The organism is Pseudomonas sp. App30, from assembly GCF_047947025.1.
Taxonomy (GTDB): Bacteria; Pseudomonadota; Gammaproteobacteria; order Pseudomonadales; family Pseudomonadaceae; genus Aquipseudomonas.
The window spans coordinates 957,384-978,938 of sequence record NZ_CP133165.1 but is presented as its reverse complement, the minus strand read 5'-3'; the positions used below and the strand labels follow the sequence as shown (position 1 = coordinate 978,938).

At 63.3% G+C, this 21,555-nt stretch carries 18 protein-coding genes; 6 read left to right on the top strand and 12 right to left on the bottom strand.

The window, feature by feature from the left end; translation table 11 throughout:
• Window positions 1-118: 118 nt before the first annotated feature.
• A complete protein-coding gene (locus tag RAM80_RS04265; protein ID WP_416424991.1) occupies window positions 119-373 on the bottom strand; it encodes a DUF3077 domain-containing protein in 255 nt (84 codons plus the stop codon).
• Between the two features lie 436 nt (window positions 374-809).
• On the bottom strand, window positions 810-2,234 hold the full coding sequence (locus RAM80_RS04260; protein WP_416424990.1) for a sugar porter family MFS transporter: 1,425 nt from the start codon (window positions 2,232-2,234) through the stop codon (window positions 810-812).
• A gap of 269 nt (window positions 2,235-2,503) precedes the next feature.
• On the opposite strand from RAM80_RS04260, the gene RAM80_RS04255 reads away from it, so the two are divergent.
• Entirely contained in the window at window positions 2,504-2,821 is a 318-nt protein-coding gene (locus tag RAM80_RS04255) for a helix-turn-helix domain-containing protein (protein WP_416424989.1), read from the top strand.
• Window positions 2,814-4,073: a type II toxin-antitoxin system HipA family toxin gene (locus RAM80_RS04250; protein WP_416424988.1), complete on the top strand. Its 1,260-nt coding sequence runs from the start codon at window positions 2,814-2,816 to the stop codon at window positions 4,071-4,073. The genes RAM80_RS04255 and RAM80_RS04250 overlap by 8 nt, the downstream gene beginning before the upstream one ends.
• 9 nt (window positions 4,074-4,082) lie before the next feature.
• Here the strand turns inward: RAM80_RS04250 and RAM80_RS04245 are convergent, their stop codons facing one another.
• Window positions 4,083-4,943 carry a LysR family transcriptional regulator gene (locus tag RAM80_RS04245; protein WP_416424987.1) on the bottom strand — a complete coding sequence of 287 codons (861 nt, stop codon included), beginning with the start codon at window positions 4,941-4,943 and terminating at the stop codon, window positions 4,083-4,085.
• Between the two features lie 122 nt (window positions 4,944-5,065).
• Here RAM80_RS04245 and RAM80_RS04240 point away from each other — a divergent pair, with 122 nt between their 5' ends.
• Entirely contained in the window at window positions 5,066-6,235 is a 1,170-nt protein-coding gene (locus RAM80_RS04240) for a mandelate racemase/muconate lactonizing enzyme family protein (RefSeq protein WP_416424986.1), read from the top strand.
• A gap of 77 nt (window positions 6,236-6,312) precedes the next feature.
• Window positions 6,313-7,608, top strand: coding sequence for a C4-dicarboxylate transporter DctA (dctA, locus tag RAM80_RS04235; protein ID WP_416424985.1), 1,296 nt, complete (start codon window positions 6,313-6,315; stop codon window positions 7,606-7,608).
• A gap of 115 nt (window positions 7,609-7,723) precedes the next feature.
• Here dctA and RAM80_RS04230 read toward each other — a convergent pair whose 3' ends face one another.
• The 4 genes from RAM80_RS04230 to RAM80_RS04215 form a co-directional block, all read right to left on the bottom strand.
• The gene (locus RAM80_RS04230; RefSeq protein WP_416424984.1) at window positions 7,724-8,506 is read right to left on the bottom strand and encodes a WbqC family protein; all 783 of its coding nucleotides are present in this window, start codon (window positions 8,504-8,506) and stop codon (window positions 7,724-7,726) included.
• A gap of 53 nt (window positions 8,507-8,559) precedes the next feature.
• The gene (locus RAM80_RS04225; RefSeq protein ID WP_416424983.1) at window positions 8,560-9,450 is read right to left on the bottom strand and encodes a glycosyltransferase family 2 protein; all 891 of its coding nucleotides are present in this window, start codon (window positions 9,448-9,450) and stop codon (window positions 8,560-8,562) included.
• 324 nt (window positions 9,451-9,774) lie between these two features.
• Window positions 9,775-10,728 (bottom strand): GlxA family transcriptional regulator, encoded by a 954-nt coding sequence (locus RAM80_RS04220; protein ID WP_416424982.1) that lies wholly within the window; start codon window positions 10,726-10,728, stop codon window positions 9,775-9,777.
• A 280-nt stretch (window positions 10,729-11,008) separates the two neighbouring features.
• A protein-coding gene (locus RAM80_RS04215) for an IS3 family transposase (protein WP_416422999.1) occupies window positions 11,009-12,150 on the bottom strand; the annotation gives its coding sequence in 2 pieces (ribosomal slippage) (window positions 11,009-11,901 and window positions 11,901-12,150; 1,143 coding nt in all).
• 235 nt (window positions 12,151-12,385) lie between these two features.
• Between RAM80_RS04215 and RAM80_RS04210 the strand changes: the two genes are divergently transcribed.
• A protein-coding gene (locus RAM80_RS04210; RefSeq protein WP_416422263.1) for an IS3 family transposase occupies window positions 12,386-13,917 on the top strand; the annotation gives its coding sequence in 2 pieces (ribosomal slippage) (window positions 12,386-12,827 and window positions 12,827-13,917; 1,533 coding nt in all).
• A gap of 597 nt (window positions 13,918-14,514) precedes the next feature.
• The gene (locus RAM80_RS04205; RefSeq protein WP_416424981.1) at window positions 14,515-15,309 is read left to right on the top strand and encodes an SDR family NAD(P)-dependent oxidoreductase; all 795 of its coding nucleotides are present in this window, start codon (window positions 14,515-14,517) and stop codon (window positions 15,307-15,309) included.
• Window positions 15,310-15,327: 18 nt separating this feature from the next.
• Here RAM80_RS04205 and RAM80_RS04200 read toward each other — a convergent pair whose 3' ends face one another.
• From RAM80_RS04200 to RAM80_RS04180, 5 genes are all read right to left on the bottom strand, one after another.
• On the bottom strand, window positions 15,328-16,110 hold the full coding sequence (locus RAM80_RS04200) for an ABC transporter ATP-binding protein (protein ID WP_416424980.1): 783 nt from the start codon (window positions 16,108-16,110) through the stop codon (window positions 15,328-15,330).
• Window positions 16,107-17,165, bottom strand: coding sequence for a FecCD family ABC transporter permease (locus RAM80_RS04195; RefSeq protein WP_416424979.1), 1,059 nt, complete (start codon window positions 17,163-17,165; stop codon window positions 16,107-16,109). Before RAM80_RS04195 ends, RAM80_RS04200 begins: the two co-directional genes overlap by 4 nt.
• Window positions 17,165-18,268 (bottom strand): ABC transporter substrate-binding protein, encoded by a 1,104-nt coding sequence (locus RAM80_RS04190; protein ID WP_416424978.1) that lies wholly within the window; start codon window positions 18,266-18,268, stop codon window positions 17,165-17,167. The genes RAM80_RS04195 and RAM80_RS04190 overlap by 1 nt, the downstream gene beginning before the upstream one ends.
• Before the next feature lie 100 nt (window positions 18,269-18,368).
• Window positions 18,369-19,049, bottom strand: a complete 681-nt coding sequence (locus tag RAM80_RS04185) for a Fe2+-dependent dioxygenase (RefSeq protein ID WP_416424977.1) — start codon at window positions 19,047-19,049, stop codon at window positions 18,369-18,371.
• Between the two features lie 9 nt (window positions 19,050-19,058).
• Window positions 19,059-21,431 carry a TonB-dependent receptor gene (locus RAM80_RS04180; RefSeq protein ID WP_416424976.1) on the bottom strand — a complete coding sequence of 791 codons (2,373 nt, stop codon included), beginning with the start codon at window positions 21,429-21,431 and terminating at the stop codon, window positions 19,059-19,061.
• Window positions 21,432-21,555: the final 124 nt, after the last annotated feature.

The window sequence follows — 21,555 nt, the reverse complement described above, 5'->3', positions numbered from 1 at the left end:
GGGCGCCTGCCCCCCCCGTCGCGTAGCAGCTGCCGAAGGCTGCGTCTGGCCCGCGCGGTGTGCCAGGTGTTGCGCGGCGCTGGTGACGCGGCCTTGGGCCGCTGCTACGGCCGGTGGGTTACCTTGCCGCTATCAGCGCATCCACCAACCCCTTCGCGCCTTCTATGTGGTGCAGCGTTGACCACACCAGGCCTTTCTCAAGCGCAGCGGCATCGGTCAGCTCATAGGCCGAGTCGTAGGCGCAGCGCAGCAGGTGCGCCAGGTGGCACAGGGCGTCTTCCAGGCTGATGCCCGGGTTCACGCTGAAAAACGGCTGCTCGCGCGAATCGCGCATGCCGAAGGGCAGCGCGGTGGTTTCCAGATAATCATTCATGACCAGGTTCCCTTTGAGTAAAAACGGCGTGGTGGTGGGTGAGGCCGTGTAAAGGGGTGGGTCGGGTGTTGGCTTTTGCATGGAGAACCTCCTGATACGTTGAAGGAGCTCCCACTCTCAAGTGACCAAACAAGGGGGTGGCAGCTATGCGAGGGTTGGTCAACCGGGGTATCAGGGACCCGGCGCATCCGAAGACGCCCCGCGCACAGCTGCCATAAAACCTCATGCTGGCGAAACGCGCATGAAGATGGCGACGCTACTGCGCCTGATAACCAGTGGGTGACCAAACCCTACCGCTGATGAGCAGCGGCGGGCAGAGATTAGTCACCCATGGAAAAGCACGCAAGCAGCCAAATGTAAGCTAATTATTCGATTATCGCAGACATTGTAGGGCTTTTCCTAGGATGATTCCTACGTCTATGTTTCCCGATGTGTCTCACAACTCCTTCTTCATGTGCTTCTCGATCTGCTCCAGGGTCTTGCCCTTGGTCTCCGGCAAACAGAAAAACACAAACGCCAGCGAGCCCACGTTGATCGCCGCGAACACGAAGAACGTCGGGTTGCCCAGCGTGCTCACCGCCACCGGGAACAGGAACGCCACGCTGGCGTTGAACAGCCACTGCATCGACACCGCCACGCCGGTGAGCAGGCCCCGCACCTGCATGGGAAATAGCTCGGACATCAGCAGCCAGTACACCGGCGCGATGCACATCTGCATGAACAGCAGGAACACCAGAATGCAACCCAGCGCCGCGTAGCTTTGCGCAAGGTTCTGCGGCATGAACTGCAGCACGCAGCCCAGCGCCGCCTGCATCAGCACCACGATCACCAGGCCGGTCATCAACAGGTGTCGGCGGCCATAACGGCCGATGGCCCAAATGCCCAGCAAGGTGGCAACCACCGAGACCACGCCGTTGCCGATGGTGGCGGTGAGGGCGGCGTTGGTGCCCATGCCGGTGTGCTGCAAAATAATGGGCGTGTAGTACATGAACGCATTCACCCCGGTGAACTGCGCGGTAAAGCCCAGGCCCACGCCAATCAGCAGCAGCTTGCGCACCCACGGCTGGCGCAGCAGGGCCCCGGCAGAGGCGTGGCTGCGGTGCTGCTGGTCGTGGGCTTTCATCGCCTCGACCTCGCGCTTGGCTTCGGCGGGGCTGTCGCGCAGGGTTTCCAGCACGGCCTGGGCGTCGTCGTAGCGGCCCTTGGCGGCCAGCCAGCGCGGCGAGGCCGGCACGAAGAAAGTGCCCACCAGCAGCAGAAGGCCCGGTATTGTGGCAATCGCCAGCATGTAGCGCCAGATGCCCGGGGCGTGCAGCAGCGCCGCCAGCACCGCGCTCAGCACGTAGGCCAGCAACTGGCCGCTGACGATCATCAGCTCGTTGCGGCTCACCAGCCGCGCGCGCTTCGACGGCCCGGCGATTTCCGCGATAAACACCGGCACCGTGGCCGAGCCGCCGCCCACGGCAATGCCCAGCACGAAACGGGCGGCCACCATGAACGCAATCGACGGCGCCACCGCCGTGCCCAGGGCGCCGGCAATGAACAGCACCGCCAGCACCCGCAGGGTAACGCGGCGGCCGAAGCGGTCGGACAGGTAGCCGCTGGCCAGCGAGCCGAACGCGGCGCCGACGATCAGCGACGCGGTGATCAACCCTTCGCTGAGCGGGTTCAACCCCAGTCCACCCTGGTCCACCGGCAAGGTCATGAAGGGCAGCGCGCCGGCGATGATGCCGGTGTCATAGCCAAAGGCGAGGGCGCCCATGGTGGCCACCAGCACCGATATCAGGATCAGGCGCTGGGGCGAGCTGTGTTTCTGGGCGGTTTCACCCGTGGGGTGCGACGCGATAGTGCTGGTAGCCATGGGCGGCAAACCTCTCTGGAAACGACGGGGTGCCAAAATGGCTCACATCGTGTTTAGGGGCGTGCCAGAGCGGTTGGTTCCGTTTTTGTGGCTCGGAATGACGTAACGTGATGGGTACAACGTCCGTTGCTAATAAATCCATTTAAATATGGTTTATCGTGAATTTAGGCGTTTAGCGCACACAATACGGGATTTAAAATCGCTGATTGCGCTAAGCTTAAATCCATGGAAATGTGGGCTAACCGAGTGATGCGGATATTGTGGCCAAAATGTTGGATTTAAGCCTTACCAAACCTGCTGAAGTTGTGAAGCGGCTCTGCGAGCGCCTGCGCACCGAACGGCTGGCGCAGCAAATGACCCAGGCTCAGGTGGCTGCGCGCGCTGGAGTTGCAACCAACACCGTGTCAAATCTGGAGGCAGGGCGCAACGTGGGGTTCGAAGCGCTCGTTCGCGTGGCCATGGTGCTTGGGCGTGGCAAGGAGCTTGAGGGACTGTTCCTGCCCAAGCTGGAAAGCATCGATGACATTCGTCGCTACGAGAACAGCGCGCAACGGCAACGCTCGAGAAGGAAAGCCGACAATGCTTGAGAAAGTGGAGGTCTATTACGACGGCTGGGGTGAGCACTGGTTGTGGGGCACGCTGGTTTCGACGAAAGCCGTCACTGGGCGGCCCCAAGTGGTGTTCGAGTACAGCGACGAGGCAAGGAGCAAGGGGTTGGAGTTGTCCTCCTACACCCTGGCACTGGCGGGGGAGAGGTTGCGCAAAGGCTTCGCGCCGCATCAACTAGGGCTGCCAGGCCCTGTGTATGATGCCTTGCCTGACGGCTGGGGCATGCTACTCATGGACCGCCTGTTCAAACGTCGCGGTTTAAACCCCGCACGCATAGGCCCGCTCGAACGTCTCGCTTACATCGGCGGCAATGCCATGGGTGCGATGTCGTTCGAGCCGGTTGCGCCTGAGGTAGGCGAGCCGCTGGCGCCTGTCTCCATTGACTTGCTGGCAGCCGAAGTGCGGGAAGTTCTCAGTGGCGAAGGTGGCGAATTTTTGCAGCGCTTGTTGCTGGTCGGCGGCTCCCCACAAGGCGCCCGGCCTAAGGCGCTGGTTTACCGTGACCCACTGAGCGGGGCATTCACGACCGCTGCCGAGCCGGGATTCGAGGCGTGGCTGATCAAGTTTCCTGCCAGGGAGGAGCATCCCGAAGTGTGCGCGGTGGAAATGGTCTATGCCGAGTGCTTGCGCCTATGCGGCATACCGACGCCCGATACTCGGTACTTCAGTTTGCCCAATGGGCTCGCGGCGTTTGCCAGTAAGCGCTTTGATCGCCACGACGGGCTGCGCGTCCCCATGCAAAGCCTTGCAGCCTTCACCGGCGCCGATTTCAGGTCGCCTGGGGCTTTGGACTACGTCAACTTTCTTCGTGCCACGCACCTGTGTACCAACGATGTGCGCGAGAAAGCCCTCGCGTTCGAACGGGCGGTGTTCAATGTGGCGTTCAATAACCGCGATGATCATCCCAAGAACTTTGCCTACCTGATGTCGGCCGCGGGGCACTGGCGCTTGGCGCCCGCCTATGACGTGACGTTCTGCGAGGGACCAGGTGGCTATCATCAAATGGACGTATTGGGTGAGGCGCTCGAAATTGACCGCCAGGCGTTGCTCAAGTTGGCGAACGAGGCAGAGGTGGCTGCCGATGGCGCTGGCCGCCTGATCGACAGGTTTTGCGAGGTGGCTAGGCGTTTCAGGGTGATTGCCGAAACGATGTACCCTGGGGTCATTACCGAGCAAACCTTGCAGACCATCCAGGGTCGTATCAACGACAACGTCGACCTGCTTCGCTGATACCTGCCCCTACATATCCGCCCAAAACCGCTCCGCATGCTCCCCCAACGGCATCCGTGGCCGAAACACGCGGATCTGCGCGGCAATGGCCTGCAAGCCGTGGCCCGCGGCAACCAACCGTCCAGCCGCCACCTCGCTGGCGGCCAGGCTCTCGGGCAGCCACGCCACGCCCTTGGCCTGCAACGCCATCGACAACAGCACCGCGGCCAGGTGCGAGCTGAACACGGTGTCCAGCCGGGGGTGGCCGGGGTGGGCATGCAGGTGCGAGGCGACGATGCGCCCCAGCCCCGACTCGGCGGTGTAGGCCAGGAAGGGCAGGCGCTCAATGGTGTCCAGTTCTGGCGACTGCAATGCCAACAGCGCATCACTGCCAATGACCTTGCTCTCGAACAGGCTGCTGTCGAAACGCGGCGGCACCCCGGGGTGCTGGTGGCAGATCAGGAACTGCACCTCGCCACTCAGCAGCAGCTGTTCGCAGGCGGCCATGTTGTCCGAATGCAGGCTGATGCCCTCCAGCGGCGCGCCCTGTTCCATGGCGCGGATCCAGGCAGGGAAGAAGGTGAACGACAGCGAATGGGTGGCCGCAAAATGCAGGGTGCGGCTGGCCTTGCCGGCCACCTGCTGCACGTCGGCGCGCATCTGGTACAGGCGCCGGGTCAGCTCGCGGGCGTTGTCGAGCATGCTGCGCCCGGCTGCGGTCAACGTCGCGCCCTGGGGCGTGCGCTCGAACAGCTCGACCCCCACCCAGCTTTCCAGCGCGCGTATACGGCGGCTGAACGCCGGCTGGGTGACGTGGCGCAACTCCGCGGCCCGCGAGAAATTTTCACTTTCAACCAGGGCGTTGAAGTCTTCCAACCACAGCAATTCCATGAGCGATGCCTTGTACGCATAGGGTTCCCCATTAATAGCATTGGCCCGTTTTTCCCGTCCAGCCGTAGAGTCCCCTCGCACCCCTGGCCTGCCAGGCAAGACAATCAGAGAGGACGCTTTCCATGCGCATCGTCGACATCCGCGAGAAGACGGTTTCCATCGCATCGCCCATTGCCAATGCCTACATCGACTTTTCCAAAATGACCTGCTCGGTGGTCGCGGTGATCACCGACGTGATCCGCGACGGCAAGCCGGTGATCGGCTACGGCTTCAACTCCAACGGCCGCTACGGCCAGGGCGCGCTGATGCGCGACCGCTTCCTGGCGCGCATTACCGAGGCCGACCCCGACACGCTGGTGGACCAGGCCAACGACAACCTCGACCCGTTCGCCATCTGGAAAACCCTGATGACCAACGAGAAGCCCGGCGGCCACGGCGAGCGCTCGGTGGCGGTGGGCACCCTGGACATGGCCATGTGGGACGCGGTGGCGAAAATCGAGGGCAAGCCGCTCTATCGCCTGCTGGCCGACCGTTACCGCAACGGCGTGGCCGACGACAAGGTGTGGGTCTACGCCGCGGGCGGCTACTACTACCCGGGCAAGGACCAGAGCAAGCTCAAGGCCGAGATGCAGAGCTACCTGGACCGCGGCTACGACGTGGTGAAGATGAAAATCGGCGCCGCGCCCCTGGACGAAGACCTGCGCCGCATCGAGGCGGTGCTGGAGGTGGTGGGCGACGGCCGGCGCCTGGCGGTGGACGCCAACGGCCGCTTCGACCTGCCCACCGCCCTGGCCTACGCCGAGGCGATCAAGCCGTACAACCTGTTCTGGTACGAAGAGATCGGCGACCCGCTGGACTACGCCCTGCAGGCCGAGCTGGCCAACCATTACGAGCTGCCCATGGCCACTGGCGAGAACCTGTTCTCGCACCAGGACGCGCGCAACCTGCTGCGCCACGGCGGCATGCGCCCGGACCGCGACTACCTGCAGTTCGACTGCGCGTTGTCCTATGGCCTGGTGGAGTACATGCGTACTCTTGAGGTGATGAAGGAGTTGGGCTGGTCGTCCCGCCGCGTGGTGCCCCACGGCGGCCACCAGATGTCGCTGAACATCGCCGCCGGCCTGCACCTGGGTGGCAACGAATCCTACCCGGACGTGTTCCAGCCCTTCGGCGGCTTTGCCGACGGCATCCGCGTGGAAAACAGTTACGTGGGGCTGCCGGACATTCCGGGCGTGGGCTTCGAGGCCAAGGCCGCGCTGTACCAGGTGATGCGCGAGCTGGGCGAGGGCTGATTCGAGTTTTGCCGTAAGGCGGCCCCTGCACGGGGCCGTGCTTGTCCTCACTACAAAAACAACACTGAGGTACAACCATGAACACGACCACGCGCTGGTACAAGCTGTTGTATGTGCAGGTGCTGATCGGCATCCTGCTGGGCGGGGCGATCGGTTACCTGGTCCCCGACTTCGGCGCCAAGCTGCAACCCCTGGCCGACGGTTTCATCAAACTCATCAAGATGCTGCTGGCGCCGATCATTTTCGGCACTGTGGTGGTGGGCATCGCCAAGATGGGCAGTATCAAGGAAGTGGGGCGCATCGGTGGCAAGGCGCTGCTCTATTTCGAGGTGGTGTCCACCATCGCCCTGGTCATTGGCCTGGTGGTGGTCAACGTCATGAAGCCCGGCGTGGGCATGAACATCGACGTCAGCGCGCTCAACGGCGAAGCCATCAAGGGCTATGCCCAGGCGGCCCACGAGCAGGGCGGCGCGATCAATTTCTTCATGAACATCATCCCCACCACCTTCGTCGATGCGTTCGCCAAGGGGGCGATGCTGCAGGTGATTTTCATCTCGGTGCTGCTGGGCATCGCCCTGGTGCAGATTGGCGCGCCGGCCCAGCCGTTGATCAACGTCATCGACCTGTTGTTGCAGGGGCTGTTTCGCATCGTCGCCATGGTCATGCGCCTGGCGCCCCTCGGTGCGGGGGCGGGCATGGCGTTCACCATCGGCAAATATGGCATCGGCACGTTGCTGTCGCTGGGGCACCTGATGCTGGCGCTGTACCTCACTACGCTGCTGTTCATTGTGGTGGTGCTGGGCGCGATCGCGCGCTGGTCCGGCATTCCGCTGCTGACCTTCCTGCGCTACTTCAAGGACGAGATCCTGGTGACCCTTGGCACCTGCTCCACCGAAGCGGTGCTGCCGCGCATGATGATCAAGCTGGAGAAGCTGGGCTGCCGCAAATCGGTGGTTGGCATGGTGCTGCCCACGGGGTACACGTTCAACTCCGATGGCACCTGCATCTACCTGACCATGGCGGCGATCTTCGTGGCCCAGGCCACCAACACGCCACTGAGCCTGGCGGACCAGCTGGTGGTGCTGGGGGTGCTGTTGTTGACCTCCAAGGGTTCGGCGGGCGTGGCGGGCGCAGGCTTCGTGACCCTGGCCGCGACCCTGTCGGTGATACCGCAGATCCCGCTGGTGGGCCTGGTGCTGTTGTTGGGGGTGGACCGCTTCCTCAATGAAGCGCGGGCGGTCACCAACCTGCTGGGCAATGGCATCGGCACCCTGGCCATCGCCAAATGGGAAGGCGCCCTTGACCTGGCCAAGGCGCAGCAGGAGATCGCCCAGATGAACAAACCACCGGCCCCAACCCCGGTGACCCCGTAGCAGCTGCCGCCAGGCGGCGTCTTGCGGGAGCACCGCGTGGCCTGGGACGCGGCCTGCGGCCGCTGCTACGGGGGTGCGCAAAACCTTCGTAGCAGCTGCCGCCAGGCGGCGTCTTTCAGGCGTGGTTGACTGCCCGCGGGGTGCGGCGCCGTTCCTGTAGCACCGCCGGCTGCACGGGCGTCTCCACGGTGTGCAGCGAATAGCGCTGCAGCAGCGCCGCCAGCGCCTCGGCGTCGTTGAACATCATCACGTCGATGATGGACAGGTTGCCGACGAAGGGGTGCTTGAACTGGCGGTAGCTGATGTCGTCGTCCATGGCCAGGAACTTCAGTTCCAGCCCATGTTCGGCAAAATGCCGGGGGTCGTAGAGGCTGGTGCCGCCCATGGAATTGATGCAGCGCCGGGCGCCAAACTGCCGGGCGGTGCGGATGACCCGGTCCTGCTTGTCCAGTGGTGCCGGCAGCGTCAGGTCGGAGGCGCGGAAGAGTGGCGTGTGAATGCCCAGGTAGCTGCACAACTGCTTCAGGCTGTGCTCGATGTACAGCGCCAGGTTGCGCTCGGGGTGCAGGATTAGCGCCTCCAGCATTGGCATCACCTGGGCAAAGCAAGGTGCCTTGGCGTAGTTGCTCCTGATGACGTTCAACAACCGCTGCGCTTCGTCGGCAAAGTTGTCACTGGTCTCGCGTTGATTGATGGCCAATTCGAAGCTGCCACGTTTCAGCGGGAAGGTCAGCAGCCGCGCCTGGCCGCCGACGAGTACGTTATTGCGGTTGACCCAACCCGACTTGATATATTGCAAGTCGTCGCCCAGCACAAATACATCGGCGGCGGCAATCAGTTGGAAATATCCCAGATAAGGGAATAAATACGGCTGCATCATGGCGATTGACGTGAACATTCAGGTGTCCTCAATTATTTGAATTGTCTGTCGGGCAGCCGTTGCGGCAGGGTTCAAGTGGCAGAGGTGGTCAGGCGCTTATAAAGGTTGACGCCGATATTCCGGCCAAGCAGCATCAAGGCTTGTAGTTTTTGTAGCGGCGAGATGGCGGCCAGGGAAAAAGTAAAAACGTGGATCAGGAAGTATTCATACAAGGGCTGGTTGCCCAAGCGGTAATAATAATTGGCCAGCGCCTGGCAAGTCTGCAAACTCATGTGCAGCTTGCGTTTTTCCGAGCGCATGGAAAAGATGCCGCCGGGGTGCACCCGGTACGCGGCTGGTTTTATCTGCGCAAGAAACTTGCCCTTGCCGTGGGCGCCCAGCAGCGACCACCAGCACATGTCGCTGAGTGGCGCGCCCTGCAACTCCCGTGGCATCTCATGGAATACATTGCGAAAGCACACGGTCAGCGTGGACAGCTGGCGGCCTTGCTGCAACTCGAGGGCGCTGGCATCGCGGCGCAGCTTGCCTTGCAGCTGCAGGCCCCGTTCACCATTGATGTCGAAGGCCATGGCGTCGTGGAAGGTCAACACATAGTCGGGGTGGGCTTCGAGGAAATCGGCCTGGATCTGCAACTTGGCCGGGTCGGTCCAGTAGTCATCGCCTTCGCAGTAGGCGATATAACGGCCGCGGGCGTGCTTGAATATCTCGGGGATGCATTCCTTGCCTTGTTGGAATTGGTTTTCTGTCTGGTAAAACGGCCGGATAATATCGGGATAGCGGGTGGCATAGTCCGCAAGTATCCGCGCGGTGGCGTCGGTGGAGGCGTCATCGTGAACCAGAACTTCAAAAGGAAAGTTGGTCTGTTGAGCGATGAAACTGTCCAGGGTGGCGGTAATAAAAGCTTCATGGTTATAAGTGGGGCAAACAATACTGACGAGCGGGGCAGGGGAGTTGTTATTCATGGTTCGGCTGCTCGGGCATTAGCCTGTAGGTAAGGTGTTTGCATGATATGACCTGCCATTTTTCAGGCCTCCCTCTGCGCGTTGTGGGTATAGGTATCGTCGAAGAGGTTGTACCTGTCAACTGATGGGAAGGGTGATTTGTAAAATTTGCGATACGCGGTGTTAGGTAGCCTGCTTATGGTTTTATTGACTATGTAAAGTGTCAAAAAAACTGGCTCGGGCGGCGTTAAAGTTATGGCGCCTTAACGCGCGTCTGATCATTGGCGTGGGTTAATTGATCAAGGAGCACTATCGGGGCGGATGACTTGAATCAGCGGCCTGGACTCAGGCCTGCGGAAAACTCGCCAGCTGCGTCTCGGTTACCCGCTTGATCGCCTGGGGCGACTGCCCGAACGCGCGCAGAAAGGCCCGGCGCATGCGTTCGCGGTCACCAAAGCCGCATTCCCGGGCGATGACGTCGAGGGAATGGCGGCCCGCTTCCATCATGATGCGCGCGGCTTCCACGCGCAGGTGCTCGATGGCCTTGGCCGGCGACTGGCCGGTTTCCTCGCGGAACAGCCGGCTGAACTGCCGGGGGCTCAGGTGCGCGACGTCGGCCAGGGTGTCGACCGACAGGTCGGTGGCCAGGTGTTCGCGGGCATACAGCAGCGCGCCCTGGATACGGTCGGTCTTGGGGTCCATGTCCAGCAGCGCGGAAAACTGCGACTGGCCCCCCGAGCGCCGGTGGTGTACCACCAGTTTTTTCGCCACCTGCCTGGCCACCGCGGTGCCCAGGTCCTGCTCGACAATGGCCAGGGCCAGGTCGAGGCCGGCGGTCATGCCGGCCGAGGTCCAGACGTTGCCGTCGATGACAAAAATCCGGTCTTCGTCCATCTGCACGCCGGGGTAGGCGCTGCGGAACGCCCGGGCGTGAGCCCAATGAGTGGTGGCCCGGCGGCCCTGCAGCAGGCCGGCGGCAGCCACCACGAAGGCGCCGGTGCACACGGCGGTGATGCGCCGGGACTGGTGCGCGGCGCTGCGCAGGTAGTCCAGCAGGGCGGGTGGGGCGTCGTCGATGTGGTTGTTGCCGATGACGATGAGGGTGTCGTGGTGGGTGTCCTTGAAGGTATCGGTCTGGATGCCGAAGCCCAGGGAGGAGGGCACGATGCCGCCGTGTTCGGAGAGCAGGGTGAGGTGGTAGTGCGGGCCGTGGAGGTCGTTGGCGGTTTCGAAGACGGTGGAGACGGCGAGGCCGAGGATTTGGAAACCGGGGTAGATGAGGAGGGCGATGGTGGTCATGGTGAGCGGTGTCCCAAATAAGTGTGCCAACGCACACGTCTGCTTTTGACTTTGATTCCGTGAGGCCTTTGATCTGCTTTTGACCTGGCTTTTGACGTGGCTTTTGATCTGGCTTTTGATCTTGATTGTATGCCCCGTAAAGCGCCCGGGCCGACTGGAGGCGTCGATCAACGGGCTGCCCGAAGGGCCGAGGCCGCAGGCCGAAGAGACGGTAACCCGCAGGCTTCTATAGCGGGTGCCGTCTGATCTGGTCAACCAATCCCGGACATTTGTTTAGGAGCTACGCCGCCAGCCTTTCATGCTCCACCGGCGTGCGGTACTCGTTATGGCTGTGAAGCCGGACCTGGTTGTAATGATGGATCACGTATCGAAGCACATCCGGCCTGGCCTTCGCCTCGTCCTGGTAGCCTTTCTTGGGTATCCATTCTGACTTCAGGCTGCTGAAAAAACGCTCCATCGGTGCATTATCCCAGCAGTTTCCACGCCGGCTCATGCTTTGCCTCATCCCGAATCCTTCAAGCTTGTCGCGAAACAGCTCACTGCTGTACTGACAGCCTTGATCCGAATGAAACATGACCTTGTCGGGCATTCCGCGGGCCTGATAAGCCAGCTCCAATGCCTTGCACGCCAATGCCGAATCGGGGCTTTTGGAGATGGCCCAACCCACGATCCGCCGGGCATACAGATCGAGGACAGCCGCCAGATAGAGCCAATGCGTCCCCGCCCAGATATAGGTGATATCACCACACCAAACCCGATTGGGCGCCGACACTTCGAACTGGCGCTCCAATAGATTGGGTGCAAATTTTGCCTCCACCGTGGCCAGGCGATAAGGGTTTGGCCGACGTTGAATGCTCCGCAAATCAGCCTCGGCCATTAACCGCCCGGCCAAAAAACGCCCCACCTGTTCGCCCTGGGCCTTGAGCGCCGCAGACAATACTCGTGCGCCCATGGAGCCTCGACTTTCGGCGTGCAGCCCTGTGGCCAACGTTTTCAGCCGTTCCCGGTCTGGATCGGGGCAATTGCGGCGCTTGAGATGCTCGTAATAACCGCTGCGGCTTATCCCAAAAACACGACACAAATCAGTCACCGAGAAACGCTCACTTAACGCATCGATCAAAGCCTTCGATCGAGGGAATCGTTCATCAAGAGAGCGGTAGCCTTTTTTAAGATTTCCTTCTCCAGCTCGAGCTTGCGGATTTTTACCTGCAGCGCCTGGATTTGCTGTTGTTCAGGCGTCATGGCAGAGGCCGTTTCAGGGGTGATGCCAAAACGCTCTTGGCGGAGTTGTTCCACCCACCGACGCAGTGCGGTCGGGCCCACGCCCATGGCTTTGCAGGCTTCTGGAGTGGTGTAGCCACTATCAAGAACAAGGGCTGCTGCCTCTTGCCTGAACTCTGTCGAAAAATTACGTCGGGACATCGAACACCTCTTGGTTGAGCGGTAGATTACCGCTCCTTTGGGCGTGTCCGGGATAATTAGGCCACATCAGTCTGCCCGTTGAGCGGCGCCGGAAGGAGGGGACCCGTAGCGCAGCGTAGGGCCCAAGCAGGGGCAAGCGTTTTTTGGTTACTTTTTTTGGCGTTCCCCCCGTGTCAGCCTACCTGTCACCTTTGTTGATTGACTCAATCATCCAAGGGGGCGAAGGTGCAAGGCAATGACGAAGCGTTATGACAATGACTTCAGAGACTGGGCGGTTCAGCAAATGATGCCGCCCCTGAACCGCTCCGTGGCAGAGCTCGCCGTCGCAATCGGCGTCACTCCACAGTCGCTTAGGAACTGGAGACAAATGGCTAGAGATAAAGGGTTGATCGTTCCTGGAAACAACAAGACCAGCGATCAATGGTCCAGCGCTGACAAGTTCAACGCTGTCATGGAGACCGCGCCGCTGAGCGAGGTCGAGCTTTCCCAGTACTGCCGGATCAAGGGTATTTTTCCCGAGCAGATCCAGCAATGGCGCCTGGCCTGTCAGAACGCCAACGCGGCGCTCGATGTTCAACCCAGCAAAAAGCAGACTGCCGATTCACGGCGAATCAAGGAGTTGGAGCGACAATTATCGCGCTCTGATGCCGGTCGCAAGGAGGCGGAGGCTTTGCTGGAACTCAGAAAAAAAGCCAATGCGATCTGGGGCAAGGACAAGGAAGGCTGATCAGCGCCCCCGATCGCATGCAGGCTCTGGTATTGATCGCTGCTGCCGTCGACGCCGGCGCACGCCGGTTTCGTGCTTGCAACGAGCTGGGATTGTGCCTTCGGACCGTGCAGCGTTGGCGTCACAGCGACGCCGACAAGCGTCAGACAGTCCCGCGCAAACCGCCGCCGAACAAGCTCAGCGAAGCCGAGCGCCAGGCTGTGATGGACGCGGCCAACCAGCCGGGTTATTCGAGCCTGACGCCGCATCAGATTGTGCCAAAGCTGGCGGACGAAGGGATTTACCTGGCCTCGGAGTCGACGTTTTACCGAGTATTGAAAGCGCACAACCAGCTCACGCGACGCGGCCGTGCAAAGGCCCCCAAGCGTCGCATCTTGACCACGCATCGGGCGGATGGCCCCAACCAGGTCTGGTGCTGGGATATCACCTGGTTGCCGAGCACGGTGAAGGGTCGTTTTTTCTACTGGTACATGGTCAAGGACATCTACAGCCGCAAGCTGGTGGCCAATGAAGTGCACGAATCCGAATGTGCGGAACATGCCTGTGTCTTGCTGGAAAAGGGCTGTTTACGCGAGCGTACGGCCGGTCGAGCGCTGGTGCTGCACTCGGACAACGGCCATGTGATGAAGGGCTCGTTGCTGCGCGAGAGCATGATTTCACTAGGTGTCGAGCCTTCGTTCAGCCGTCCGCGGGTGAGCAATGACAATGCCTATGCGGAGACGCTTTTCCGCACGGCCAAATACTGCCCGCAATGGCCTGAACGTCCCTTTGACAGCTTGCTTGAAGCGAGGCTGTGGGTGCAGAAATTTGTTGAATGGTACAACGAGGAACACCGCCATAGCGGCCTGAAGTACGTAACACCGAACGAGCGTCACGAAGGCTTGGCCCCCAAATTACTGGAGGCCCGAGATAGGTTGTATGCAGCTGCCCGGGAAAGGAACCCGGTTCGGTGGAGCCGGAACACGCGTAATTGGCAGCTTGCCGAGGCGGTGTATTTGAACCCGGAGCGGCCTGATGCCGGGGTTGCTATCGTGAGTTGAGGCAGGAATTAGGCGACAGGTACATTGACACGTACCGCGTTTGAAAAAAAGTGACCCGCCGTAAGGGCGGAAAGGTGATTTTGCATCACCCTCGGTAATGGATATGGTCACGGATTCGGCATCGCGCTTCGGCGATTTCGAGCATATCCATTTTCGCGGGGATGCCACCGACCGTTTCGCCCTTACGGCGAGTAACTTTTTGGCAGTCGCCCCAAAAAGTCACCAAAAAGGGCTTGCCCCTGCTTGGGCCCTTCGCTGCGCTACGGGTCCCCTCCCTCCGGCGTCGCTCAAGCGGACGACGGCCCGGAATAGAAGCGCCTCCGGTTCCGTCTTCCCCGGCTACGCCGAGGACCGCTTGATCGACGCCTCCAGTCGGCCCGGGCGCTTAACGGGGCCAAGATCAAAAGCCAGATCAAGATCAAGATCAAAAGCCAAAGCCAAAGCCAAAGCCAAAGCCAAAGCCAAAGCCAGATCAAGATCACAAACAGTTAGCGCCGATTGAATGCCTTGTCCTAAAAAGGTGGATATACGACATTCGCGCCATTGCCACCCATCGTACTCTCCCCCCACACCCACCCACAATCCCGGAGAGCCACCATGACCACCCCAACCCCCAAAGGCACCGCCCTGATCACCGGCGCATCCACCGGCATCGGCGCCGTGTACGCCGACCGCCTGGCCAGGCGCGGTTACGACCTGATCCTGGTCGCCCGCAACCAACAACGCCTGGCCGCCCTGGCGGAAAAACTGCAGGCCGAGACCGGCCGCACCGTCACTCCGCTGGCGGCCGACCTCAATGACCTGGCCGACCTGGCCAAGGTCGAAGCCGTGCTGCGCGACGACGCCAACATCACCCTGCTGGTGAACAACGCCGGCGTCGGCTCGGTGGCGTCGATCCTCAAGGGTGATGCAGACGCCATGCAGGCCATGATCGGCCTCAACATCACCGCGCTCACGCGCCTGACCTACGCGGTGGCACCGGCCTTTGTCGCTCGCGGCGCAGGCACGATCGTCAATATCTCCTCGGTGGTCGGCATTGCCGTGGAGATGCTCAACGGCGTCTACAGCGCCTCCAAGTCCTACGTGCTCAGTTTCGGCCACGCGCTGCAACGGGACCTGGGCGACAAGGGCGTGCGCATCCAGACCGTGCTGCCCGGCGCTACGGCCACCGAGTTCTGGGACGTGGCCGGCTACGCGGCGCAGAAGGCCGGGGCCAACACCATGACGGCTGCGCACCTGGTGGATGCCGCGCTGGTGGGCCTGGACCAGGGCGAGCCGGTGACCATCCCAGGCCTGCATGAGGAGCACGAGTGGCAGGCGTGGGAGCAGGGCCGCCGCGCGCTGTCGAGCAAGTTCAGCCATGCCTTGCCGGCGGCGCGCTACGGTGTGTGAGCGATAACCAGGCTGCCCCTACAGCGCGTGGTCCACCACCACCTGCAATGACTGCCGCGAACAACGCTCCACCCGCGCCTGCACGTTGTACACGTCGTGGAACAGCGTGGGGTTGAGCACCTGGTGCGGGGTGCCGCAGCCGTAGAGCCGGCCCTGGTCGAGCACGGCCAGCTGGTCGGCGAAGCGCGCCGCCAGGTTGATGTCGTGCAGCACCACCACGCCGATCAACTGGTGCGTCACCACCTGCGCGCGCACGCACTCCATCACCTTGAGCTGGTAATTGAGGTCGAGGGCGCTGGTGGGTTCGTCCAGCAGCATCACCTGGGGCGTGCGCGCCACCACCTGGGCCAGGCTCACCAGCTGCCGCTGGCCACCGGACAAACTGTCCAGGGCCACGTCGCCCAGGTGGGCGATGCCCAGTTGCTGCAGGGCGGCCAGGGCCTGTTGCAGGGCGGGGTCGCCGCGCAGGCTGGGGTCCTTGGCGCGCACCGCGGCCAGCACGCATTCCAGCACGCTCAAGGCCAGGTTCGGCGGCAGCGTCTGCGGCATGTAGGTCACCCGCTGGCCGCGCTCGGACGGCGCCAGGCGGGCCAGGTCGTGGCCGTCCAGCAGCAGCGCGCCGCTGCACGGTTCAAGGCCGGCCATGGCCCGCAGCAGGGTCGACTTGCCGGCGCCGTTGGGGCCGATCAGCGCCGTCAGGGTGCCGCGCCGCAGCAGCGGCAGGCTCAGTTCATGCACCACCTGCCGGCGCCCGTAGCGCACTGACAGTTGGTTGACCGCAAGGCCGGGCAGGCGATTCATGAGCGCGCTCCACGTTTGAACACCAACAACACGAACACCGGCACGCCCACCAGGGCAGTGACGATGCCCACCGGCACCACCACCCCCGGCAGAATCAGCTTGCTGGCGATGGACGACAGCGACAGCAGCAGGCCGCCCACCAGCACGCTGGCCGGCAGCAGGAAGCGCTGGTCTTCACCCACCAGCAGGCGGGCGATGTGCGGGCCCACCAGGCCGATGAAACCGATGGTACCGACGAAGGCCACGGCCACGGCGCTGAGCAGGCTGATGCGCAGCAGCGCCAGGAAGCGCAGGCGCCTGACGTTGACGCCGAAGCTCATGGCGCGGTCCTGGCCCATGCGCAGCAGGGTCAGGCGCGGCGCCGCGGCGAAGCTGAACGGCATCACCACGGCCAGCACCGCCGCCAGGATCGACAGCTTGTTCCAGTTGGCCCGGGTGACGCTGCCCAGGGTCCAGAACAGCAGCTGCTGCAGCACGTCCTCGGTGGCCAGCAGTTGCAGCAGCGACACCAGCGCGTTGCAGCTGAACACCAGGGCAATGCCGAACAGCACCAGGCTCTGCACCCCGGCGCCACGTAGCCGCGACATGAACTGCAGCAGGAACACCGAGGCGCAGGCGAACACGAACGCGGCCAGGGAAATGGCGCTGTCGTTGCTTAGCCACGCCGTGGCCAGCGGGAACACGATCACCAGCGAGGCGCCCAGCGCCGCCGCCGAGGACACCCCCAGGGTGAAGGGGCTGGCCAGCGGGTTGTCGAGGATGGCCTGCATCTCGGCGCCGGCCAGCGACAGCGCGGCGCCCACCAGCACCGCCATCAGGGCGTAGGGCAGGCGCACGTTCCACAGGATCACCTGCTGCATGGCGTCCAGGCTCTGCGGCTGGACGATGCCGCGCAGCAGGGTCGCCAGGCCCATGCCCGACGGGCCGCTGGCCAGGTCGATCAGCAGCGCCATCAGCAACAGCAGGGCCAGGCCGCCGATCAATTGGCAGCGCCGTGCCAGGCACCGCCGGTAGGCCAGGCTGACGCTGGCCAGGTCAGGCAGTGGCACGGCCATCAGCGGGCGTCCACCCAGTACTGCCCTTGCATCGGAATGCTGAGGAATTGCTGGTTGATCTGCGCCTGGGTCGCGGCCGGGTCGAGGTCCTTGAAGGCCTGGGGGTTGACCCACTTGGCCAGGGCTTCGATGGCCAGCAGGTTGTACGGCGAGTTGTAGAAGTCATGCCACAGGCCGTGGGCGTTGCCGGCCTGGATGGCGCGCAGGGGCTTGAACTCGGGGCGCTCGAGCACCTTGTGCAGCGACGCCTCGGCCTGCTGCGGGGTAACGCCGGCACCCAGGATCAGCCCCGGCTGGTGGTTGCCGCTGGCCACGTACACGTCCGGGTCGGCCTGCAGGGCGTATTCCACGCTGACGTCGCCCAGGGCGCCGGGCACCACGTCGGCGGCGATGTTGCGCCCGCCGACCAGCTGGATGATCTCACCCAGGCCGCTCTTGCCGGTGGTGTGGCCAGGGGCCTGCCAGACGCCGGCCAGCAGCTCCAGGAACACTTTCGGGCGCTGGGCCAGGGCCGGGTCGCCGACCACGTCGGTGATGTGCTTGATGTGTTGCTGGTAGAAGTCCAGGTAGGCCTGGGCTTGCGGCTCGCGGCCCAGGGCCTGGCCCAGGGCGGTCAGGCTGGTCTCGGTGCCTTGTACCGGGTTGATGCGGAAGTCGACGAACAGCACCGCGACGCCGGCCTTGGCCAGCACGTCGGCCACCGGGCTGTGCTCGGTGGGGCCGTGGCCGGAAATGCTGAAGATGGCCAGGTCGGGTTTCAGCGCCAGGATCTGCTCGGCGCTGACGCTTTGTTCGGAGGCCTGGCCGATCAGGGGGATGTCCTTGATCTGCGGGAATTTCGCCGCATAGACGTCATAGGTGTGGGCGTCCAGCAGGCGCATGTCGTTCTGCCAGCCGACCACGCGGGCGAACGGCGCGTCCTTGTCCAGCAGGGCCAGGGCGCCAATCAGGCGGCCTTCGCCCAGCACCACGCGGTTGACGTGGTCGGGCACCTGCACGTGGCGGCCGAGCACGTCGGTGACCTCATGGGCCTGGGCAGCCTGGCCGGCCAGGGCCAGCAGCAGGGGGAGGGCGCAGCGCAACAGCGCTTTGGGGGTGAACATGGGCAATAAGCTCCTTTGAAGGGGGGGGCGTGGGAGCTGGCTTGCCAGCGAGCTTTTCGGGGGCACAACAGCTCGCTGGCAAGCCAGCTCCCACAGGTGGTTAAACGTCGCTCCAGCGGCGCAGCAGGTTGTGGTACACACCGGTCAGTTGCAGCAGCGATTCGGCGTCGGCCTGCTGCTGGTCGAGGCGCTGGATGGCCACGTCCATGTCCAGCAGCAGGCTGCGCTGGCTGTCCTCGCGCACCAGGCTTTCCACCCAGAAGAACGCCGCCAGGCGCTCGCCACGGGTGACCGGTTCGATGCGGTGCACGCTGGTGCCGGGGTACAGCACCAGGCTACCGGCGGCCAGCTTCACCCGGCGTTCGCCGAAGGTGTCGCGGATCACCAGCTCGCCGCCGTCGTAGCTGTCAGGGTCGCTGAGGAACAGCGTCGCCGAGAGGTCGGTGCGCACCCGTTCGCGCACGCCCTTGAGGCCACGAATGGCATTGTCGATATGGAAGCCGAACGATTCCCCCTCGCCGTAGCGGTTGAACAACGGCGGGTAGATCTTCTTCGGCAGGGCGGCCGACATGAACAGCGCGTTGTCGCCCAGCCGCGCCAAAATCTGCCCCCCCAGATGGATGGCCTGGGGGTTGTCCTCGGCCAGCTGGCGGTTGTGCTTGGCCCGCGCCGAACCCACGCCGGCGGTGGCCTTGCCGTCGCCCCAGGGCTGGGCCAGCAGGTGCTGGCGCAGTTGCTGCAGTTCATCGGCGCTAAACAGCGAAGGGATCTCGATCAGCATGGCCAGGCCTCAGAAGCTGTAGTCGACACTGGCGGTGAGGGTGCGCCCGGCACCCGGCACGCCATACAGCTGGAAACCGTCCAGCGAGGCACCGATCTGGCTGTAGTAGAAGGTGTTGAAGATGTTGTTGAGGTTGACGTGCACGGTGGTCTGGGCGTTGACCTTGTACTGCGCGGCCAGGTTCTGCAGCCAGTAGCCGGGGGCCTTTTCGTTGTCCTTCACGTACACCGCGTACACGCCCGAGGCGCCGCTGGCGTAGCTGCTGTTGTTGCTCTGGCCACCCACGTACTTGTTGTCGGTGTAGCGGCGGCGGCCCACGTAGTTGGCGCCGTAGCTCAGGCTCAGGTCATCGGTGACGTCGTAGGTGGTCCACAGGTTGAAGGTCAGGTCGGGGACGTTCTTGGCCTCGCTGCCCTTGTTGGCGCCCTTGGTCTGCACGCTCTTCATGGCCGAGAAGCCGGTGAAGGCGGTCCAGCGGTCGGTGATGTTGCCCGACAGCCCCAGCTCCACGCCGTCTACGCGCTTGGCGGGCAGGGCACGCACGGGCGAGGTCTCGCCCTCGGCGTATTCCCAGGAGTTGTCCAGCTCGGTGCGGAACAGCGCGGCGGTGAGGTTCAGGCGGTCGTGGGCCAGGTCCCACTTGGTGCCCACCTCGTAGGTCTTGGCGCGGGCCGGGGTGTAGTTGCTGGTGGTGGCGGCCCCGTAGATCTGGTTATTGGTGGACGCGCCCACCGCCGAGGGTTGCGCCGCCGAGCTGTAGGAGGCGTAGATGCTGCCGTTGGGCAGCGGTTTGTAGACGATGCCGGCGCGGCCGCTGAGGGCGCCGTCGCTGCTGCTGATGGTGGCCACGTCGCGCTGGGTGGTTTGCGCTTTCCAGTAGTCATAGCGCAGCGAACCCAGCACTTGCCACTGCTCGTTGAGGTTGATGGTGTCGCCCACATACACCGCCGAGTCGTCCACCACCGAGCGCGGGTCGCCGGAGCCTTCCACGGTCCAGGTGCTGGGGAAGTCGTGGGACGGGTCGGCCATGTCGAAGACCATGTTGCCGGTCGGCACTTCGGCGTCGCGGGCCAGGCCGCCGTAGGTCTCGTGGTAGAACTCCAGGCCGCTGACAATCGAGTGCTGCAGCGCGCCGGTGTTGAAGCTGAAGCTGTAGTCGGTCTGGTTGTCGAGGATGGTGTAGCGCTTGGACTGCCCGTAGTTGTTGCCGCGCAGGATGCCGTAGGCGGTGTTGCTGTTGTTGACGTAGTCGGTGTAGGCGTTGACGGTGCTGTTGGGCACCTGGCTCACGGCGCCCACGCCGGTGTAGCCCAGGTTGGCGCAGCGGGTGCCGCTGCAGGTCTTGTTGCCGCTGGCGTCGCTGGCGAAGAAGCGCGCCGGCGACAGCACCGAGAAGCTGTCGGTGCGTTCCCAGCGCAGCTGGTTGCGCAGGTGCGAGTCGTTGTCGAAGTCGTGCTCCACGCGGGCGGTCAGCGACATGGTCTTGGTCTGCTGGGTGTACAGGTCGGAGCCGTACCAGTTGCTGCGCTTGACGCCCGGCATGGTGTCGCCGTTGGTGCCGCGCTGGATCGGCAGGCCGGTGTCGGGGGTGTTGTCGTCCTTCTGGTAGAACAGGTCGAGGAAGTAGCGGGTGTCGGTGCCAAGGCCGGTGGCGAACGAGGTGGCCAGGCCGTAGCGGTCGTAGTCGACGTTGTCGCGCTCGCTGACCTGGTTGTAGTGGCGCATCAGGTTGACGCGCACCGCGCTGGTGTCGTTGAGCTGGTAGTTGAAGTCGCCGGTGACGCGCTTGTAGGCGTCGGTGCCGATGCCGGCCGAGACCTTGTTGGCGTTGCCCAGGTGGGCTTCCTTGCTCAGCAGGTTGACGCTGCCGCCCACCGCCGACACGCCCGATTCCACCGAGCCGGTGCCTTTGTAGACCTCGGCCTGGGCCAGGTTGAAGGTGTCGGTGCGGGTGGACATGCCGGCGTCGCGCACGCCGTCCACGGTCAGGCTCTGCTCCGAGCTGAAGCCGCGGATGGAGAACAGGTCGCCCCAGCCCAGGTTGCCCTCGCCGGACATGAAGGTGATGCCCGGCACGTTGCGCAGCACTTCCTGCAGGCTCTGGGCGTTCTGCTCGGTGATCACCTGCTGCGGCACCACGGTGACGCTCTGCGGGGCGTCCAGCAGCGGCGCGCCGATCTTGGCCGACGACGCGCGGTCGGTCTTGTAGAGGCTGGGGCGGTCGCTGTCGACGTTGATGTCGGGCAGGCTGATGGCGCCGCTGGCCTGGGCCGTGTCGGCCCAGCCAGGGGCGGGCACCACGCCCAGGGTGGCGATGCCCAGCAGCGGTGCCAGGGTGCGTTGCAGGGTGAGGCCTGTGGCCGGTGAAGGGGACGACTTCATTTGTACTACCTTGTGTTAAATTGGAATCGATCTTATTTAGATTGGTAGTCTAATGAGCGCTCCCGGCCTGCAAGGCGGGGCTTTGTATCGAAAACGCAGCGTTATTGCGTTCCAACACATTCCA

Coding starts and splice junctions, on each gene's coding strand:
- RAM80_RS04265 (WP_416424991.1), bottom strand. CDS start 373: ATGAATGATTATCTGGAAACCACCGCGCTGCCCTTCGGCATGCGCGAT.
- RAM80_RS04260 (WP_416424990.1), bottom strand. CDS start 2,234: ATGGCTACCAGCACTATCGCGTCGCACCCCACGGGTGAAACCGCCCAG.
- RAM80_RS04255 (WP_416424989.1), top strand. CDS start 2,504: ATGTTGGATTTAAGCCTTACCAAACCTGCTGAAGTTGTGAAGCGGCTC.
- RAM80_RS04250 (WP_416424988.1), top strand. CDS start 2,814: ATGCTTGAGAAAGTGGAGGTCTATTACGACGGCTGGGGTGAGCACTGG.
- RAM80_RS04245 (WP_416424987.1), bottom strand. CDS start 4,943: ATGGAATTGCTGTGGTTGGAAGACTTCAACGCCCTGGTTGAAAGTGAA.
- RAM80_RS04240 (WP_416424986.1), top strand. CDS start 5,066: ATGCGCATCGTCGACATCCGCGAGAAGACGGTTTCCATCGCATCGCCC.
- dctA (WP_416424985.1), top strand. CDS start 6,313: ATGAACACGACCACGCGCTGGTACAAGCTGTTGTATGTGCAGGTGCTG.
- RAM80_RS04230 (WP_416424984.1), bottom strand. CDS start 8,506: ATGTTCACGTCAATCGCCATGATGCAGCCGTATTTATTCCCTTATCTG.
- RAM80_RS04225 (WP_416424983.1), bottom strand. CDS start 9,450: ATGAATAACAACTCCCCTGCCCCGCTCGTCAGTATTGTTTGCCCCACT.
- RAM80_RS04220 (WP_416424982.1), bottom strand. CDS start 10,728: ATGACCACCATCGCCCTCCTCATCTACCCCGGTTTCCAAATCCTCGGC.
- RAM80_RS04205 (WP_416424981.1), top strand. CDS start 14,515: ATGACCACCCCAACCCCCAAAGGCACCGCCCTGATCACCGGCGCATCC.
- RAM80_RS04200 (WP_416424980.1), bottom strand. CDS start 16,110: ATGAATCGCCTGCCCGGCCTTGCGGTCAACCAACTGTCAGTGCGCTAC.
- RAM80_RS04195 (WP_416424979.1), bottom strand. CDS start 17,165: ATGGCCGTGCCACTGCCTGACCTGGCCAGCGTCAGCCTGGCCTACCGG.
- RAM80_RS04190 (WP_416424978.1), bottom strand. CDS start 18,268: ATGTTCACCCCCAAAGCGCTGTTGCGCTGCGCCCTCCCCCTGCTGCTG.
- RAM80_RS04185 (WP_416424977.1), bottom strand. CDS start 19,049: ATGCTGATCGAGATCCCTTCGCTGTTTAGCGCCGATGAACTGCAGCAA.
- RAM80_RS04180 (WP_416424976.1), bottom strand. CDS start 21,431: ATGAAGTCGTCCCCTTCACCGGCCACAGGCCTCACCCTGCAACGCACC.